General features: G+C 40.1%; 18 protein-coding genes. 8 read left to right on the top strand and 10 right to left on the bottom strand.

Features of this window, described 5'->3' with window-relative positions; all coding sequences use genetic code 11:
- Positions 1–54 precede the first annotated feature (54 nt).
- Both D1013_RS17095 and D1013_RS17090 read left to right on the top strand, forming a co-directional pair.
- A complete protein-coding gene (locus D1013_RS17095; RefSeq protein ID WP_121849984.1) occupies positions 55–1,341 on the top strand; it encodes a citrate synthase in 1,287 nt (428 codons plus the stop codon).
- Positions 1,342–1,438: 97 nt separating this feature from the next.
- A complete protein-coding gene (locus D1013_RS17090) occupies positions 1,439–2,350 on the top strand; it encodes a dimethylarginine dimethylaminohydrolase family protein (RefSeq protein WP_121849983.1) in 912 nt (303 codons plus the stop codon).
- A gap of 2 nt (positions 2,351–2,352) precedes the next feature.
- On the opposite strand, the gene D1013_RS17085 is transcribed toward D1013_RS17090, so the two are convergent.
- On the bottom strand, positions 2,353–2,751 hold the full coding sequence (locus tag D1013_RS17085; RefSeq protein ID WP_121849982.1) for an ACT domain-containing protein: 399 nt from the start codon (positions 2,749–2,751) through the stop codon (positions 2,353–2,355).
- 97 nt (positions 2,752–2,848) lie between these two features.
- Here D1013_RS17085 and ctlX point away from each other — a divergent pair, with 97 nt between their 5' ends.
- The gene (ctlX, locus tag D1013_RS17080; RefSeq protein ID WP_121849981.1) at positions 2,849–3,784 is read left to right on the top strand and encodes a citrulline utilization hydrolase CtlX; all 936 of its coding nucleotides are present in this window, start codon (positions 2,849–2,851) and stop codon (positions 3,782–3,784) included.
- Positions 3,785–3,794: 10 nt separating this feature from the next.
- Here ctlX and D1013_RS17075 read toward each other — a convergent pair whose 3' ends face one another.
- Positions 3,795–4,256, bottom strand: a complete 462-nt coding sequence (locus tag D1013_RS17075; protein ID WP_121849980.1) for an Lrp/AsnC family transcriptional regulator — start codon at positions 4,254–4,256, stop codon at positions 3,795–3,797.
- Positions 4,257–4,411: 155 nt separating this feature from the next.
- On the opposite strand from D1013_RS17075, the gene metE reads away from it, so the two are divergent.
- From metE to D1013_RS17055, 4 genes are all read left to right on the top strand, one after another.
- A complete protein-coding gene (metE, locus tag D1013_RS17070) occupies positions 4,412–6,718 on the top strand; it encodes a 5-methyltetrahydropteroyltriglutamate--homocysteine S-methyltransferase (protein ID WP_192466536.1) in 2,307 nt (768 codons plus the stop codon).
- 131 nt (positions 6,719–6,849) lie between these two features.
- Entirely contained in the window at positions 6,850–7,455 is a 606-nt protein-coding gene (locus D1013_RS17065; RefSeq protein WP_162987938.1) for a hypothetical protein, read from the top strand.
- 3 nt (positions 7,456–7,458) lie between these two features.
- Positions 7,459–7,950, top strand: coding sequence for a (2Fe-2S)-binding protein (locus D1013_RS17060; RefSeq protein WP_121849977.1), 492 nt, complete (start codon positions 7,459–7,461; stop codon positions 7,948–7,950).
- Position 7,951: 1 nt separating this feature from the next.
- Positions 7,952–10,117, top strand: a complete 2,166-nt coding sequence (locus D1013_RS17055; RefSeq protein ID WP_121849976.1) for a xanthine dehydrogenase family protein molybdopterin-binding subunit — start codon at positions 7,952–7,954, stop codon at positions 10,115–10,117.
- Between the two features lie 9 nt (positions 10,118–10,126).
- Here D1013_RS17055 and D1013_RS17050 read toward each other — a convergent pair whose 3' ends face one another.
- The 7 genes from D1013_RS17050 to D1013_RS17020 form a co-directional block, all read right to left on the bottom strand.
- On the bottom strand, positions 10,127–11,125 hold the full coding sequence (locus tag D1013_RS17050; protein WP_121849975.1) for a phosphotriesterase family protein: 999 nt from the start codon (positions 11,123–11,125) through the stop codon (positions 10,127–10,129).
- Between the two features lies 1 nt (position 11,126).
- Positions 11,127–11,918 carry a DUF3050 domain-containing protein gene (locus D1013_RS17045; protein ID WP_121850781.1) on the bottom strand — a complete coding sequence of 264 codons (792 nt, stop codon included), beginning with the start codon at positions 11,916–11,918 and terminating at the stop codon, positions 11,127–11,129.
- 285 nt (positions 11,919–12,203) lie between these two features.
- The gene (locus D1013_RS17040; protein ID WP_192466537.1) at positions 12,204–12,506 is read right to left on the bottom strand and encodes a CBU_0592 family membrane protein; all 303 of its coding nucleotides are present in this window, start codon (positions 12,504–12,506) and stop codon (positions 12,204–12,206) included.
- A gap of 4 nt (positions 12,507–12,510) precedes the next feature.
- Entirely contained in the window at positions 12,511–13,002 is a 492-nt protein-coding gene (locus tag D1013_RS17035) for a MarR family winged helix-turn-helix transcriptional regulator (RefSeq protein ID WP_121849974.1), read from the bottom strand.
- Positions 13,003–13,188: 186 nt separating this feature from the next.
- Positions 13,189–14,670, bottom strand: coding sequence for a BCCT family transporter (locus D1013_RS17030; protein WP_121849973.1), 1,482 nt, complete (start codon positions 14,668–14,670; stop codon positions 13,189–13,191).
- A gap of 6 nt (positions 14,671–14,676) precedes the next feature.
- Entirely contained in the window at positions 14,677–16,113 is a 1,437-nt protein-coding gene (locus D1013_RS17025) for an SDR family oxidoreductase (protein ID WP_121849972.1), read from the bottom strand.
- 36 nt (positions 16,114–16,149) lie between these two features.
- Positions 16,150–16,575 carry a hypothetical protein gene (locus D1013_RS17020; protein ID WP_121849971.1) on the bottom strand — a complete coding sequence of 142 codons (426 nt, stop codon included), beginning with the start codon at positions 16,573–16,575 and terminating at the stop codon, positions 16,150–16,152.
- A 166-nt stretch (positions 16,576–16,741) separates the two neighbouring features.
- On the opposite strand from D1013_RS17020, the gene argS reads away from it, so the two are divergent.
- The gene (argS, locus tag D1013_RS17015) at positions 16,742–18,526 is read left to right on the top strand and encodes an arginine--tRNA ligase (RefSeq protein ID WP_121849970.1); all 1,785 of its coding nucleotides are present in this window, start codon (positions 16,742–16,744) and stop codon (positions 18,524–18,526) included.
- 48 nt (positions 18,527–18,574) lie between these two features.
- Here argS and D1013_RS17010 read toward each other — a convergent pair whose 3' ends face one another.
- Positions 18,575–19,198 carry a class I SAM-dependent methyltransferase gene (locus tag D1013_RS17010; protein WP_121849969.1) on the bottom strand — a complete coding sequence of 208 codons (624 nt, stop codon included), beginning with the start codon at positions 19,196–19,198 and terminating at the stop codon, positions 18,575–18,577.
- Positions 19,199–19,219: the final 21 nt, after the last annotated feature.

The raw sequence follows: 19,219 nt of genomic DNA, 5'->3' as shown, positions 1-19,219 counted from the left end.
ATTACCCTTTTTTATTAATTTTACGGTTCACTTAAATTTTAGTAAAAACTACAAATGTCAGATAAAGCTACTTTAGAGTACGAAGGTCAGAAATACGAATTCCCGGTTATTACAGGTTCTGAAAATGAGCTTGCCATAGATATAAAAACTTTACGCTCGGTAACGGGTGGCATGATTACGATTGATCCTGGTTATAAGAACACGGGATCTTGTGCTAGTGCTATTACATTTTTAGATGGGGAAAAGGGTATTTTAAGATATAGAGGGTATTCTATTGAAGAGTTGGCCGAAAAGGCCGATTTTCTTGAAGTAGCCTATCTGTTGATTTTTGGTGAACTTCCAAATAAGGAAGAGTTGGCCAAATTTCATAAAGATATCAAGGATGAATCTCATGTAGATGAGGAGATGAAAAAGATTTTGGACAGTTTTCCAAAGTCAGCTCACCCAATGGGGGTTCTTTCTTCTTTGACCAGTGCCTTGATAGCTTTCAACCCGTCTACGGTAGATATCTCTTCCGAAAAAGATATGTACCACGCCATCGTACGTATATTGGCAAAATTTCCGGTATTGGTAGCTTGGACGCTTCGTAAGAAAAAGGGTCTTCCACTTGATTATGGTGATGATACCTTAGGTTATGTTGAGAACATTCACAAAATGATGTTCAAGAGACCTAACCAAACTTATCAAAAGAATGAAATTGTTATCAACGCTTTAGATAAGTTGTTGATATTGCATGCAGATCACGAGCAAAACTGTTCTACTTCTACAGTAAGAATCGTAGGTTCTTCACATGCTGGTCTTTTTGCCTCTCTATCAGCTGGTATATCTGCACTTTGGGGTCCTTTACATGGAGGTGCTAACCAAGCCGTTCTAGAAATGTTAGAGGCTATTGAAGCAGACGGTGGCGACACTAAAAAATATATGGCGAAAGCGAAGGATAAAGAGGATCCTTTCAGATTGATGGGCTTTGGTCACAGAGTATATAAAAACTTTGATCCTAGAGCCAAGATTATTAAAAAAGCAGCTGATGAGGTTCTTGGTGATTTAGGTATCGAAGACCCAATTCTTGATATTGCTAAAGGTTTGGAAAAAGAAGCCTTAGAGGATCAATATTTTGTTGATAGAAAACTATATCCCAACGTCGATTTCTATTCAGGTATTATTTACCGTGCTTTAGGTATTCCAACTGAAATGTTCACTGTAATGTTCGCTTTGGGCCGTCTACCAGGTTGGATTGCCCAATGGAGAGAAATGAGATTAAGAGGTGAGCCGATAGGAAGGCCTAGACAGGTTTACATCGGTGAAAAACAGAGACCTTTCGTTGAAGTTGACCTTCGATAATAAGAATAACTTAAAAATTATTACGCCCTTTCATTAATTTGAAAGGGCGTTTTTTATTGGCCAAATACTACCTTTGTTACATTTAAAACACCAAGGTATGTTGCAGTTAAATGTGAACGATGAGATTTCAAGATTACGTTCGGTAGTGCTAGGTACGGCCAAAAGTTGTGGTCCGGTGCCTAAGCCCGATGAAGCCTATGATCCCAAATCATTGGAACATATTTTGGCCGGAACCTATCCTTTAGAAGAAGAAATGGTTAAAGAAATGGAAGCTTTTGCTAAAGTTTTCAGAAAATACGATGTTGAGGTCTTTCGTCCTGAGGTAATTGAAAATTGCAATCAAATTTTTTCTAGGGACATTGCCTTTGTCATCGGCGATAAACTAATTATTGCCAATATTTTACCTGATCGAGAACAAGAGGTAGAGGCTATTTTGCATGTTTTGGAAGAAATTGACGAGCAGAACATTATTCGTCCGCCAGAGGAAGTGCATGTTGAAGGAGGAGATGTGATGCCTTGGAACGATTATATTTTTATAGGTACCTACACCGCAGATGACTATGCGACCCATATTACGGCGCGTACTAACAAAGCGGCGGTCGAATTTATCTCTCAGCTATTTCCTCAAAAAAAGATAAGGCCTTTCGAATTAAGAAAATCGAAGAATGCGCGTGAAAATGCCTTGCATTTAGATTGCTGTTTTCAACCATTGGGCAAGGGTAAAGCTATTTTGCACAGAAACGGTTTTTTGGTAGAAGACGAGTACCGGTGGCTGGTAGACTTTTTTGGAAAGGAAAATATTTTTGAAATCTCGGCTGAAGAGATGTACCATATGTACAGTAATGTTTTTTCTATTTCACCTGATGTGGTCGTTTCCGAAAGAAATTTTACGAGACTGAACAATTGGCTTAGGGAAAATGGCTTTACGGTAGAAGAAATACCTTATTCGGAAATTGCCAAACAAGAAGGCTTGTTGAGATGTAGTACGCTGCCATTGGTGAGGGAGTGAGGTTATCTATTTTTCGAAAGCTCTTTTAGTATTTTTACGGCCTTAGGTCCGTCGGTGTAGTCAACAAAAAGGTGATCGTGATAAAAACCTGCAATTACGTTGCAGCTAATTTGGTGGCTGGTCAAGGCATTTGAAAAGACGGCAGTTAAGCCAATCGCCTCAAGTGAAGAGTGTACCTCCAGCGTTATCCAAGCGGCAACAAATTCATAGTTCATTCCTAATTTAACGGCATTTTCAAGAGATAAGATAAGGGTGGTTCCTTCTTTCTCGGTAAAGGTGCCGATAACAGACTCAATAGGCACAGATTTATCTGAGCTTTGGGAGGTAAAAACATATTTTCCAGGGTGGAGAACAGGCTTTAAATTCTTTAAAAGATGCTCTAAATTATTTTCTCCTGACATTCAATGGACTTTTAAATTGACTAAAATAAGATTTTAAAGAAAGCCTTTAATCGCTCGTCAAAAAAACTAATTTTGCCTTATCAATTTTGAAATGTCTATGCAGATTACAAATACGATATTGATGGTTCGGCCAGTAAATTTTAGAATGAACGAGCAGACCGCCATCAACAACTTTTTTCAAGAAGATTTAGAGCTCAAGAATGCTGTTATCAATAAAAAGGCACAAGATGAGTTCGACGGTTTTGTAAACAAACTTCGAGCCCAGGGTGTAAACGTGGTTGTGGTAGACGATACGCTCGAACCGAATACACCTGACTCTATATTTCCGAATAACTGGATATCTTTTCACGAAGATGGCACGGTAGCCCTATACCCCATGTTTGCCGAAAACCGCAGAGAAGAGAGGCGCGAGGATATTTTGGATTTTTTAGAGGATAACGGATACCGAATCGATAACATCATTGATTATACCTCGGCCGAAGAAGATGATTTATTTTTGGAATCTACGGGTAGTATGATTCTGGATAGGGTAAATAAAAAGGCATACTGTGCCTTGTCCGACCGTGCCGATGAAGAGCTATTTATTGAATTTTGTGAAGATTTTGAGTTTACCCCGGTAGTTTTTACTGCCAATCAATCGGTAGATGGCAAGCGTATGCCTATTTATCATACCAATGTAATGATGTGCCTTGCAGAAGATTTCGCTGTCATCTGTCTAGATGCTATAGATGATAAAAAAGAGAAGAAGAACGTATTGTTTCATCTAAAACAAGATGGTAGGGAAGTAATTTCTATAAGTGAATCACAAATGCATCAATTTGCGGGTAACATGCTTCAAGTCATAGGTTCAAATGGTACCCGTTTCTTGGTGATGAGCACATCGGCCTATAAGAGCCTATCAAAACAGCAGTTGAAGCAGATTGAAAGTAAATGCAGTATTCTTCATAGTTCGTTAGATACCATAGAGACTTGTGGCGGTGGCAGTGCTCGCTGTATGATGGCTGAAGTGTTCTTGCCAAAGTTCGAGAATTGATCTATTGAAATTAAATGGGTACTGCGTAAGAATGTTTGATGGTACCCATGACAAAAGTGCTATGAACGCTACCTATGTTGTCTATTAGCCCCAGTTCATTAATGACAAAAGATTGGTAATGCTTCATATCCTTCACCAAAATTTTAAGTAGAAAATCATAATCGCCCGAAACATTATAACATTCGGTTACTTCTTTTAGAGACACTATATCCTCAACAAATTGATTTCCGATTTCTTTGGTATGTCTTCTTAGGGTAACTTGACAGAATACGATAAAAGACTTTCCTACCTTTTCGGCTTCTACAATGGCCACATATTTCTCAATGACGCCATCTCTTTCCAAACGTTTGATCCGTTCGTAAACGGGGGTCGGCGATAAATGTACTTGCTGGGCAATTTCCTTTGTGGTGAGTTTTCCGTTTTCTTGAAGAATAGTTAAGAGCTTTAAATCAATTTCGTCCAATAGTTCCATAGAATAATTATCTGCTTAGCCAGTCTTAATGAATCTCTTAAAGTTTTTTGCGCTTTGAAAAGATGTAATATTAGTTAAATATTCTGTATTTAAACTTAAATAAGGTTTAATAATCTTTAAAATTTACTTTTGATGGTGTAATAGTTAAATAAATTATGAAGTCAATCGTATTAGGTTACCCTCGTATTGGGGCTAACAGAGAGCTGAAAAAGATTATAGAAAAGTATTGGCGTGGCGATGCCACAGAAGATGAGTTCCTAAACGTCGGTAGGCAAATCAAATCGGAAAATTGGAAGTTACAACACGACTTAGGTGTCGATTTGATCAGTTCCAATGATTTTTCGCTTTACGACCAAGTTTTAGATATGTGTACTACACTTGGTTGCATTCCGCAAAGATTCGAACATCTTGATGGTTTAGATCAATACTTTGCCATGGCCAGAGGCCTTCAAAATAAGGAGGTCGATGTAACGGCTATGGAAATGACCAAGTGGTTCGATACCAACTATCATTATATCGTTCCAGAGTTTACAAGTGAAACCAAATTTCCGTTGAATCCTGATAAAATTCTTGGAGAAATAAAGGAAGCAAAGAAATTTGGTATACAGACTAAACCTGTCATTATTGGTCCGGTAACTTTTCTTCTACTAGGAAAAGAAAAAGAGGATGGTTTTAATCGACTTGACCTTCTTTCAAGCCTTCTTCCTTGTTATCAAGAGCTTTTGGAGTTGATTGCAAGTGAAGGTGTCGAATTTGTACAAATCGACGAACCCATCTTGGCTAAAGACTTATCCCGTGAAGAACAATTGGCGATTAAGAAATCATACTCGTTTTTTGCGAACAATTCCACAAAGCTGAAAATCATTTTAGCCAATTATTTTGATTGTTACGGAGCAAACCTCAACTTGGCCCTTGACCTGCCTGTTCAGGTATTGCATCTTGATTTGGTTAGATGCCGGTTGCAGTTAGATGATATATTAGCACACCCATTATTCAATGGTAATAAGATTCTTTCTTTAGGTCTAGTCGATGGTAGAAATATTTGGAAAAACGATTATGAACAATCGTTAAGGCTAGTCGAAAAGGCCAAAGAAAAGTTAGATAGTTCTCAAATTTGGATCGGTACTTCTTGCTCTTTGCTGCACAGTCCGGTAAATCTAGAACTTGAATCAAATAATGAAAAGATTCCGAATGAAGTTAAACAATGGTTGGCTTTTGCCGAACAAAAATTAGGTGAGGTTATAGACCTAACAACCTTGGCGAACGGTGAGGAAGGAGGAATCATACTTGAAAGGTTATCAGATAATAAGAGGGTACATTCATTAAAGCGTTCTTCGAAACTAGTTCACAATGGTGAGGTTAAGAAAAGGCTAGAAAACCTGCAAGAAAGTGATTCGCAAAGAAAATCTCCGTTTACCCAGCGACAACTAGAGCAGCGTAACCATCTCCGATTGCCTTTATATCCGACAACAACAATCGGTTCTTTTCCGCAAACAAAAGAAGTAAGAATCCAAAGAAGAAAATTCAAGAAGAACGAATTATCTTCAAAAGCCTATGACGAATTTCTTTTCAACGAAACTCATGAGGCCATCAAATTTCAGGAAGCTATTGGTCTTGATGTTTTGGTTCACGGCGAGTTTGAAAGAAATGATATGGTTGAATATTTTGGTGAGCATTTATCCGGTTTCGCGTTCACTCAATTTGGTTGGGTTCAAAGCTATGGCACACGTTGCGTAAAGCCACCCATTATTTATGGTGACGTCTCAAGACCGAAACCCATGACGGTCAAATGGTCATCTGTAGCCCAGAGTTTAACGAAGAAACATGTAAAAGGAATGTTGACCGGCCCTGTAACGATTCTTCAATGGTCATTTGTACGTAACGATCAACCGAGGTCGGCCACCTGCAATCAGATAGCTTTAGCCATTCGAGATGAAGTCTGTGATTTAGAAAAGGCGGGTATTAAGATTATTCAAATAGACGAGCCTGCGATACGAGAGGGGCTTCCCCTGAGAAAAGAAGATTGGGCTACTTATCTAAATTGGGCCATTAAGGCATTTCGAATTTCGGCAAGTGGGGTAGATGATAGCACTCAGATTCATACCCACATGTGTTATTCTGAATTTAATGACATTATTGATGATATTGCAGAGATGGATGCCGATGTCATAACTATTGAGACGTCACGTTCTGAAATGGAACTTTTACAGGCATTTGTTGATTTTAAATATCCTAATGAGATAGGCCCTGGGGTGTATGATATTCACTCCCCAAGAGTGCCAACAACCGAAGAGATAGAAAATTTGTTGGAGAGGGCGTCTGAACTACTTCCTATCGAGAATATTTGGGTGAACCCTGATTGTGGTTTAAAGACCAGGGATTGGCCAGAAACTAAATTAGCTTTGGAAAACATGGTTCGAGCGGCGCAAAAACTTCGTCAAAAGCAGCTGCAATCGGTTTAGCGGATAGTTGGAACGGATTATGCCTTTTTTGATATAGTCAAGGTTAGTTTTAATCCAATAAATTATAAATTAGGTGGATTCTCCTTAAAGATTTATCTTAAGGATGTCCACCTTTTTTATTGGATTCTATTATGAAATACACTTTCATGCTTTTTATAGGGTTAATTGCTTCGGTCATTTTTATGGAGAGTAATGAGGTGGCTTCGATGAAAAAATATAAGCCTTTAGAGAGAGATTCGAACATAACTACAGAGAAGGCTTATGATCAGGTAATGCAGGTCCTTATGCATCCTCGGTGTATGAACTGTCATCCAACCGATAACGTACCTAAGCAGGGCGATGAAAGGCATCCTCACTATTTTGATATGGCTAGAGGCGAAAACGATAAGGGGTTTTCCGCTACCAAATGTGCTGCCTGTCACCAAGAAGAAAACAATGATTATTCAGGTGTACCGGGGGCATCCCACTGGGCTTTGGCTCCTGCTAGTATGGGCTGGCAAGGGCTGAGTAAAACTGAAATAGCAAAACGCTTACTTAATCCATCTACCAATGGGGGCAAATCACATGAAGAATTGGTAGAGCATATGACGGAAGACGAACTGGTGCTATGGGCCTGGGACCCGGGAATAGATGCAAATGGGCAGCCTAGGGAGGTACCTCCTGTCTCAGAAGAAAATTTTAAAATAGCAGTAAAGAAATGGTTTGATGAAGGAGCTATAATACCTTCCGAAAAATAACTTATGGAAATTTCATTTCAAATAAATGGCGAAAACCGGTCTGTTCAAGTTGAAGATGAAAACACACCGCTTTTATGGGTGGTAAGAGATGTTTTAGATTTGAAAGGAACGAAGTTTGGCTGCGGAAAAGCGGCATGCGGTGCCTGTACATTGCATGTAGATGGTGAAGCCGTACGGTCGTGTTCTTATGCAGTCAAATTCGCAAAAGGAAAAAATATAGTGACAATAGAAGGCCTTGGAACTCCTGAACGTCCACATCCGGTGCAACAGGCGTGGGTTGAAGAAATTGTGCCGCAATGTGGCTATTGCCAACCTGGTTTTATGATGGCGACAGCTGCACTCCTTTCCAAGAATGACCATCCTACCGATGAAGAAATCGATGCCAACATAATCAATGTCTGCCGATGCGCTACCTATTACAGAATGAGAAAAGCCATACATAGAGCGGCTGAATTGACTCGAGAAACGAACCTGCAATCCACAGAAAACTCTTAAAATGGCAAAAAAAAGAGTTTCGAGAAGAAAGTTCTTGGTTCGAGGTGCATTGGGTACTGTCGGCGTTCTGGCCCTTGGTACTTATGTGTTCAGGGGCTCGATTAGAAGGGTTATTGCGAAAAAGTTGAATTCGGCAGATGCTCCCTATATGGGCGATACTTCGACTCCTTTGATTTGGTTTGAGATTACCGATGATAATCAGATCATACTCTATAGCCCTAAAGTGGAGATGGGGCAGGGTACTTTTACCGGTCTGGCGCAATTGGCAGCTGAAGAATTAGAGGTCGATGTATCACAGATAAAAGTCGTTCATGCCCCATCTGCCACAGGTAATATGGATGGTTTTGCCACGGGAGGCAGTACTTCTATTTCGGCGCTATGGGTTCCGTTGAGGGAGTTGGCGGCGACCATGAGGGAAATGCTGCTCATCAAGGCTGCTGAGAAATGGAAGGTTGATAGAGATAAAATAAGGTTCTCTGAGGGAAGTTTTTACTTGGGAGAGAACACTATGACTTTTGCCGAAGTAACCAATGGTGTTTCTGAATGGGAGATTCCTGATACACCGGAGCTGAAGCCTACTTCTGAAATGAAATGGGTCGGTAAACCGGTACCCCGAGTCGATTTGAAGGATAAAGTTTTTGGGGCGCCTATTTTTGGTATGGATGCTTCTTTACCGAACATGCTTTTTGGTTCGGTTGTTCGACCCTCTAAAATTGGCTCAACTTTTAAGAATGCTACTTTTTCGGAAGCGGAGAAAATGCCTGGAGTTATTAAAATAGTTCTGGAAAAGGATTTTGTTGGGGTCGTTGCCAAGTCTTATCAAGAGGCCGAAAATGCGAAGCTTGCCATAGAAGTTGAATGGGAAACGGGTGAAGATTGGAACACCTCTGCAATAAAATCGATGTTGACGGTCGGTAAGGGCAAACCGTTCACCATTCAGAAAGAGGGTGATGTTGAAGATGTCTTTGAATCAACTGAGGTAATTGTATCTGAATATTGGAGCCCGATAGGTGCCCACGCCCAGCTTGAACCGAATGGTGCTCTTGCTCATGTAGAAGAGGATAAGGCCACCATATACATGTCTACACAGGTCGTAAAGATTACCCGCGACGAAATTGCCGACCGTCTTGGTAAGGATAAAAATCAAGTGAACATAGTACCTACCTTTTTAGGAGGTGGTTTTGGCAGGCGATTGCACACCCCAAATGGTATTCAAGCAGCTCTGATGTCAAAGGCGGTAGGAAGACCCGTGAAATGTTTTTTTTCACGTAAGGAAGAATTTCAAAATGACACGTTTAGGCCGCCCACGCATCACGTTCTAAAGGCCCGTTTGAATGATATAGGGGCTATTGAGGCATTCGAACACAATGTATCGAGTGGGGATGTCGCTTTTGGTTCTCCCATGGTTCCGAGTATTGCCGAACCTATTTTAGGGGCCGATTTGGGTGCTTGGAGAGGGGGAATGGTTCAGTATGGTGCGATACCGAACTATCAAGCTGTCTCTTGGCGTATAAAATTACCGTTCGCTACCAGTTGGTGGCGTAGTTTAGGGCTTTTGGCCAATACTTTTGCCATAGAGAGTTTTATGGATGAACTCGCCGTTAAAACAGGAAAGGACCCGGCTCAATTTAGATTGGAACATATTCAAAAAGATGATAGGGGAGACCGCTTGTCATCAGTTATAAAAGCCGTAGTAGAAAAATCTAATTATAAGGATGCGGTTGTGAAAGAAAGAGCTATGGGCTTTGCTGCCTCTACCGATGCCAGTACGCCCTGTGCACAGGTAGTTGAGGTTTCTATTACTGATGAGGAAATCAAAGTACACAAAGTTTTCTGCGCTATGGATCCAGGGTTGGTAGTGAATCCCGATCAGGTAAGGGCACAATGTGAAGGCGCTATAATCATGGGTATGAGCGCAGCTCTATTTGAAAAGATGGAGGTAGAGAAAGGGGAGCTAACCCCAACAATTTACGGTCCTTACCAAATGGCCCTTATGAAGCATGCGCCTAAAGAGATTGATATCACTCTATTACAGGGTTCTGAAACTCCAGGAGCAGTTGGGGAGCCCCCATTGGGTCCTATAGGGGCGGCTATAGCCAACGCAGTTTTTAGACTGACCGGAAAGCGCTTAAGGGAAATGCCCCTGCAGCATTATTTAAATTCGTAGTAAACCGTATTATTCAGACCTGCGAATGACTGGTGTGAATGCTTTCTTAGGGTTTTCAATGGTAAGTTGTTCGATTTCATTCTCTGTGAAACCTTCGGTTTTCAATTCAGGAATCAGAAATTGGGTTATTGCATCAAAACTTCTAATTGCACCACCCGCCGGAAATCCGTTTCCGTCATGGGAAAGCAGCACTTTTTTCAATAAACCGTCATTCTTGAACTTTTGTAGTCGGTCAACGTAGTCTTTATAATTAGATGGGTTTACCCCATCCAAAGATATCCACGTTCCAAGTCTTGCCATTTCAAAAAGCATTTCATTGTCTTCCTGTTTATTGGCGTGGACCCAGACCCATGCCGATGGTGAAACTTGGTGTTTGTTTAAAAGGGAAAGGGTTTTCTGAGCAGCATCTCTATTTTCTCCCGTATGAATGGCCATAGTCAGACCAGTTTCTAAGTGGGTCAATATACCTGCTTCCACCAGTTTTAAATCAATTGTCGATGGTGAACCCGAATCGAAAGCAAGCTTTATGAACCCAGGCTTAATTTTCGTCCCATCTATACCTTCTTCAAATTCATTTGTCCAAATTTGGGCGATTTCCTCTACTGGTTGTTCATATGCCAACTGGGGTATGTATCTGTCGTTGGCGCTGCCATAAAAACCCGTGTTTGCAATGATATGTATATCGGTGCGTTTCGATATTTCTTCAAGTAAATCGACCCTTCTTCCGAAATAAGCGGTGGTACAGTCAAATACGGAACGAACCCCTTGTTGCCTTAGACTTTTTAGATAAGGTACCACTTGTTCAAATAGAGCTTTCTCATCATAAAAAGCGGTAGAGTCCATAGAGACCCCGTAGTTTGACATGATATGCTCATGCGTAAGTGACAGGCTCAGGTCATTGGTGCTAATAGTACCTCTTACCGTTGCAATAGAATCATTTTGAGAATGAAGAACCGAAGGGCATACCATGATGCCAAAAAGAAAACACCATGCTATGTTAGTTTTCATCTTAAATGGTTTGTAGTTGGTTTTTTCTTACCTCGATTTCATCGGCAATTTCGTCCCAAAGTTTGATTCGAACCTGTAGTGCTTGTTTGGCAGCATCTAGGGCCTCCAACCAATTCAGTTCGCTAGTGCCGCATAATTCTTTGATCATTTCCAACGAAAGCGGGCCATGCTCGTCACCATCTAACTCAATATGCCTTTCAAGGTAGTAGGTTAGTTTTGGAAAACTAGCTTTATTCTCTTTTGACGACTGCTGAATAATTTCTAAGAACATATCAGGAATCAAATCTTCACGGCCAAAAGTAAATGCAGATGCAATTTTATGTACTTTATTTTCATTAATGGTCTGAAAGGTAAATTGCAAGAAGGCTCTTTCGGCAGGTCTTAAATCGGCATTTTCTAGCTGATTCTTAATGTCGTTCATACCGTCAAGATCATTAATGAAAGTGAGTACCCGGGTTGTATCGGCGTTTACCTCTTGCATGGCATCTAGATACATTTCAAAATGGCTCTTTGGCTCACCCTTCTCATTGATATCGGTTTCTTCGCCAAAAACAATTTCATTGATAAACCGTGCTGTTTTGGTGTTTTTGGCAGGTTTCCAGGGTAATTGGGTACACGTTAGGTGGTTTTGCAACGATTTTAAGAGTGACATAAAATCCCAAACCGGGTAAACGTGTTTTTGCATAAAGATGCGAACGTCTTCCATTTCGGTGAGAAGGGCGTAGACACGATGGTTCGTTAGTTCTTCTCGAAGACCTTTAATTTCTTTTTCAATGGGGGCTATTCCTATCATAAATTTCCTTTTTTCATATAATGCAATCACTGAATTTCAAAGCGCTATTTCTTTCTATAGCATTGAAACAAAGTCGAAAGTATCATGTGCAAAAGTAGCCAATTGTAAATAGTTTGACCAGTTAAGCTCGACAAATGGTTATTGAATCTGTTGATAGTCATATCTATAATTTAGATATAACTTTTAATCAGGCGCCCCCATCTTTAAAATGGATTTAGGGAGGAATATTTAATGAGTTTTGTTGGTCTGAAAGTAAGGCCTATTTAAGAAGTTCTAAAAAATTGATCAGGTAACACTACTTTTGGTCTTTCGAATCTTGGTCTTTTTTTTAAGTGCCGATTTCTCCATGTGTTTTCTGGCCCTATAAATGGATATGACGGCAATGCATGTCCAAATTATATTAGTAAAAAAAGACGGCATGGCATTGTAGTACAGGCAATTAAGGGCGATAAGGAAGCCCCCGATGAGGTTGAGATAGCTACATAGACGGGAGAAATCGCCTGTTTTTCGCAAGGTTAGCGCATAGGAAACAAGCACCATTATAGAGCCTGTCCATCCTGAGAAATCCAAAAAAAACTTTAGTGCCATAAGATCATTCTTTTTTCTCGTTCAATTTTTGAACGATTCTTTCCTTAAAATCAGATTCTATCATATGCTGTTCTACAATACGCATTTCTTCAAGCAACCGGGTGTTGTTATCCATCATGTCTTCCAGGGCTTCGGTAGCGGCATTCCAATAAAAATGGAATTTAGGCAGGTTCTCAATAGCCTTATCCGAAAGCATTAATAGATGTTTTCTGCTATCATTGGGGTCTTGTTGAGATTTTAGATAACCATTTTTTTTCATCTTTTTGACCAGCTTTATCACTCCTGGATGGCTTATCTGGAGAAAATCGGCAATCTCTGTAATTGATAATTTTTCTTCCTTTTCCAGAAGAACAAAAATCATGTGCCAATTGGGTTCTATATCAATATCAAACTCTTTATAAAATTGCTTTGTTTGAACAACAAACAAATCGTTCAAACGCTTAAGCCGCGCAGTGATACCGGGGTACCCCATTTCATATAAAAAGTCATTGCTCATAAATATATATGTTACTGGTTACGCAAATGTAAATGAAAAAATGGTAACTAGTTACATAAAAGATAAAATTATGGTTAATTCAACTTTATTTTTAAGTGAAAACAGTAGCTATGAGAACTAATGAAACTCCTATTCAAGTAAAAAGAACACCTAATTTTACGGGTCAAGTAATTGATATATTAACTCTTAGCTATGGTTCTTTTTCAGGTTGTAAATAAACATACCACTCATTATCAATATGAATAGGGCAAAGGGCAATGAGGTGATGATAAGAAGTTTTTGTACGGCAATAAGCACATCTATTTCGGGTTTGGCATCTCCTAAGAGTAAAAGTGCCATCGTTGCCAATAGTATAAAGACCGACCAAACAAGTCGATGTTTTTTATCTGGTTCTTTCTTACCCTTATCTGTAAACATACTTAAAACGAAAACCGCCGAATCTACCGATGTGACCAAAAAGCTAATTAAAAGAAATATGGTAATGAAATTTAGAAAAGTAGCCATCGGGTAGTTTTCAAAGAAAATAAAGAGTGATGAGAAAATATTGTCGAATTCCCCATTATAACTTCCCCATGCTTCGATGGCCTGAAAAGCTGAAGATCCAAATGCCGAAAACCAAAAGAAGGTTCCTAATGACGGTAAAATCAATACACCTAAAATCAATTGCCGAAGAGTTCGCCCTTTCGATATTCGAGCAATAAATATGCCCGTAAAGGGCGCCCAAGCCAGCCAAAATGCCCAATAGTAGAAAGTCCAATCCGTTAGAAAAGCTATTCCCGGATTATACTCTCCGTAAGCTATACTCATGGGGATAAAATCTAAAATGTAATGGCCCGTTGCTATTACAAATGATTTTAATATGTGCGCTATGTCGCTCGTGAAAAAGATAAAAAGGAGAATGCAAAGGGTAACCAAAATATTGATTTTAGAAATCACCTTGATTCCCTTGTTCAATCCTTGCCAAGCAGAGTAAAAGGCAATGGCAGATACCAAAAGTGTCAATAACAAAGTTACAGAAAGGCCAAAAGAAGCCTTGAAGATATGATTAAGCCCGCCCTTAATTTGAGTGGTTCCTAAACCTATGGCAGCAATCAGACCAAAAACTGTGGTCACAATCGTGACAACGTCAATACCTGCCCTAAATTTTTTACTGGCCCTATTTTCAAAGACGCTACTACTTATTCTAACCTTTCTGTTTTGCCTAAAAAGGGCATAACCGACAACCACTGCAAAAAGGCCATAGAATGCCCAAGCGGTGAAACCCCATTGATAGAAGGTAAATTCGAGAGCCAGAATATCTGCTGATAATTGTGAACTGTACGGCGGGTTCTGTTGCATGTAAACCGGTTCTTGAACCGCCCTCAAAAGTATACCAGCACCCATGCCCGCACTATAAAGCATCGCTGACCATGCCCATAGACTATGTTCAGGTCGGGAGTTCTCTTTGCCCAATCTTATTTTTCCGTAAGGAGAAACGGCAACCGCCAAGAGAAGAACAACACAAGCCAGACCTAAATAAAGATAGAAATAGCCAAAATAGTTACGAACCCATAGAGAAGTTGTTTCAATAGTTTCGTAGGCAGACTCGGTGAAAATAAAGACCCATACGGTAAAAAGAAGCAGAATGCCAGTAGAGATGGTCAGTAATCTGTTCTTTATAAGCTCCATTCGTAGTTAACTTCCATTGGTAGGCGTCTTGGCAATATTACGAATCATACCGCCAAAGATAAAATAATGAAAGGGGAGAAGGCTGTACCAATACAACCGGCCCTTGAGGCCACGTGGTCTAAAGGTAGCCGTTTGATAAAGTATGTTTTTTTCAATCTTGAATTCAAGCCATGCTTCTCCAGGAAGTTTCATTTCCGCGAACAATAATAATCGTCTAGCCTCCCTGTCGGCCAAAAGAACCCTCCAAAAATCAAGCGAATCGCCTGCGAACATTCTATCGGGATGTGTTCGCCCACGTCTCAAACCGACTCCTCCCGAAAGTTTATCCAGAAAACCCCGTACCTTCCATAGCCAGTTGCCGTAGTACCAGCCATTATCTCCGCCAATTTTCCAAATATTATCCAGTACCTCTTTTGGATTATCCACAGCTATTTTCTGCTTATCGGTGAGAACACCGTATTGAGGTACCTGAATGTATTTCTCCAAGCCTTTTCTGAACCTACCGCTTATCATACTGTCTTTCCAGCTACTGATAACCAAGTTTTGTTCTATTTTTTTGAAGGCTAGGTCGATGGCTTCGCGATACGTGTGCGTGCGAATATTAAGAAGCTCTTGTAATCTTCGGTCTTTGGCGATGACCTCTATTTTCATGCTGTCGACCAGGTTCATGGCCAATTTGTAAGAAGTAGAGGTTACAAAATAGAGCCAATAACTCGATAGTTTTGGTGTCATAACGGGCACCGTCAAAATATAATTCTTAAAACCCCGTACCTCTGCATATTGTTCTAGCATGTCTTTATAACTGAGAACATCTGGGCCAGCAATATCAAAGGAATCGTCATACGTTTCTTCATTGCCCAAGACCCCCACTAAGAATACGATGATATCTCGTATGGCGATGGGTTGCGTTTTCGTAAGCACCCATTTAGGTGTTATCATTACAGGTAGTTTTTCGCATAGGTCCCTGATAATTTCAAAACTTGAACTGCCCGAACCCACTATAATACCGGCTCTTAGAACTGTTAATGCGAAAGGGCCCTTGTATAAAATGTTCTCTACATTTTTACGGGATTCTAAATGCCTCGATAACTTATCCTCATTTACGATGCCACTTAGATAAATGACCTGTTTGACCTGGGTCTGCGACATGTATTTATTGAAATTTCTAGCCGTTTTGGCCTCCATGTCGCTAAAATCTTTGGTCGAGGCACTCATCGAATGAATGAGAAAGTAAGCGACATCAATATCTTTCGGAATCTTTTTGGGAATGACTTCTTGAAGAAAATCAATTTCTAATACTTCAATTTGAGACCTTATTTCTGGGGCGACTGAAAAACGGCTCTCATCACGTACCGTACAAATAACGTCGTGCCCGTCTTCCAACAGTTGCGGAAGCAGTCGCATACCTATATAACCGTTTGCGCCGGTAAGCAGTATTTTCATTTTCTATCGTGCTACCTTATTAAACGCACAACATTTCTAGAGGTCTTCTATAGTAGTAGGGGCATTATCAACTTTGTAATCTAAAAGCTTTTTGAAAAACTTTTGAACAGCTTTAGTTTCGGCATTTACCTTTATAAAGTGATGGTCTTTATGAATTGAATAAATACCTAAATCGCCTTTATAGACGGTTAATTTGTAAAAAGGAATGACCAGGGCATAGGTTTCTAACAAAGAACGGAAACGCACTATGATTCCGGAGGGTCTCAATTCAATGTTGCACTGGTCACGGTTATTATCTAAAATCAACAGGTTTCTAATGCCTGTGCTTGTTTCGGTAATGAAAAGTCGAGGTGATCCGATTCCGCCCAACGCCCAACGTTGTTTCAAAGAAAAAGGTTTGCCCACCAACAGATCAATCTTGCGGGTCATTTCCTTATCCGAGTAAGAAACGTTGAGAAGCATAGTTAGAACCTTTATTTGGTGTTTATGGGCAATTTGAAAAATTACAGTACAAAATTACTCAAAAGGCTTCTTAATCGGTTGACTGTTTGGCAATATATATGAACGCTTACGCACCTGTAAAGTATAAAATTTGATTAATTTTGCAGCCTTATATACGCAAAGTCAAATGGGCATTGAATCAATTTTAGAGATAAAGGTTAAAGAGGCTGTGGCCGAATTATTTTCAACTGAACTACCTCAAGTAGAATTTCAGCCTACCCGTAAAGATTTTGAGGGAGATGTGACCGTGGTGGTTTTTCCGATGCTGCGTTATGTTAAGGGAAACCCGGCGCAAATTGGAGAGCAGATAGGGGAGTATCTAAAGGAGAAAGTAGATGAGGTCTCAGGATTCAATGTCATTAAAGGATTTTTAAACCTTGTCATCGGTAATCAATTTTACACCAATCAATTTGATGAGATAGCCTCTTCCGAAAACTATGGTATTGCCTCAAAATTGAGTAACGAGGCGGTTATGGTAGAATATTCTTCGCCAAATACCAATAAACCTTTGCACCTTGGGCATGTCAGGAACAATCTTTTGGGCTATTCCGTGGCCGAAATATTAAAGGCTGCCGGTAAAAAAGTATATAAAACTCAAATTATCAATGATAGGGGCATTCATATTTGCAAAAGTATGCTCGCCTGGAAACGTTTTGGAAATCAGGAAACGCCGGAAACATCTGGTCTGAAGGGAGATAAACTCGTAGGCAATTATTATGTTGCTTTTGATAAGGCCTATAAAAAGCAAATTGAAGATTTGGTCACCCAAGGGGTCGATAAAAAAATGGCGGAAAAAGAAGCGCCTATTCTTTTGGAAGCCCAAGAAATGCTTCAGAAATGGGAAGCTGGTGATGAAGAAGTCGTCTCACTTTGGAAAACGATGAACTCGTGGGTTTATGAAGGCTTTGCCGAAACCTATAAAAATATGGGAGTCGATTTCGATACGCTCTATTATGAAAGTGATACGTATCTTTTAGGAAAGGATGTCGTTGCAGACGGACTTACTAGAGGGGTCTTCTTCAAAAAGGAAGATGGTAGTGTTTGGATCGACCTTACTGATGAGGGGCTTGATGAAAAAATTGTCTTAAGGTCAGATGGCACTGCCGTATATATGACCCAAGATATCGGAACAGCAATTCAGAGAGTCAAAGATTATCCAGATGTCGGCGGTATGGTTTATACCGTTGGTAACGAACAAGATTATCACTTCAAGGTTCTGTTCTTAATTTTAAAGAAGTTGGGTTATTCTTGGTCTAGTAATCTATTTCATCTTAGCTATGGCATGGTCGATTTGCCTAGCGGAAAGATGAAGAGTAGAGAAGGTACCGTGGTTGATGCCGACGATTTAATGAATGAAATGGCCCAGACCGCTGGAGAAATAGCCGAAGAACTGGGTAAACTCGAAGACTATTCTGAAGAACAAAAACTAGGGCTTTACCACATGATAGGTCTGGGGGCATTGAAATATTACATTCTGAAAGTAGACCCTAAAAAACGCATTTTGTTCAACCCTGAAGAATCTGTAGATTTTCAAGGTAATACAGGGCCCTTTATTCAATACACCTATGCCCGCATTCAATCAATTTTGCGAAAGGCGGAAGAAATTGGGGCCTCGGGTGAAGGTGCTGCAAAGATTACAGACCTCCATCCCAAAGAAAAGGAGCTTATCAAACAATTGATGCTTTACCCGGAAACGATTCAATTGGCCGCTGAAAATTACAGCCCAGCATTGATTGCCAATTACACATATGATTTGGTGAAAGAGTTTAACTCGTTCTATCAGCAAGTCTCGATTTTAGGAGAGTCTGATGAGAACCAAAGATTTTTTAGAATTCAACTATCTAGAAAGGTAGGCGAGGTAATCGAATCGGCCTTTAAATTACTCGGTATAGGGGTGCCTGATAGAATGTAAATAGAGCATTGGCAGCATGTTCAAATTTTATCGTTAGGAAGAGGGACTTTAACGCTTTCTGCCCACAAACCGAATTACAGAACCCTTTCCGTTGTGATAAGCTCCTTCACTAAGTTCTATTTCTGTTTCTTCAAGAATGATTGCTTCGAAGTCATGAAAATCAGACCTTATTTCCTCGATTGAAAAAAGAGATTCAAGATTTCTTGGTCCGCCTACTTTCGGATTGGCTTCCCGATAGGGCAAGTGGTTTTTTCCAAAGGCCTCCAGAATTATGTGCCCACCCTTTTTGACCAGATTACCAATAATTTGATGGTACTCCGACTTTATTTCCGCAGGAAAATGGGCGTATATCAGTCCAACCGCATCAAAACTATTTTCTTTATATCCCAAATCGGGAAGTTGGCCCAAACGGTAGTCTAAAGAAACATCATGACTTTTAGCCAAATGAAAAGCCTTTTTTTGGCCTTCTTCACTTATGTCAAAAGCATGGGACTCCCATGCGTTCGTGGCGGCATATATAGCATTACGACCTTCTCCTTCAGCAGCAAACAATATACTGCCAGGGTTGAGTTCATCTAATTGTTCTTTTAGAAAAACATTGGGTTCAGTGCCAAAGGCATATGCCTTTTGACTGTATCGTTCATTCCATTTTTTTTGCCACGGATCGTTCATTATAATTTTTGCTTTTGATTG

The sequence above is a fragment of the Euzebyella marina genome (assembly GCF_003687485.1).
GTDB classification, from domain to species: domain Bacteria; phylum Bacteroidota; class Bacteroidia; order Flavobacteriales; family Flavobacteriaceae; genus Euzebyella; species Euzebyella marina.
The sequence above is the reverse complement of the archived record's forward strand: the minus strand, read 5'-3'. Positions and strand labels throughout refer to the sequence as shown.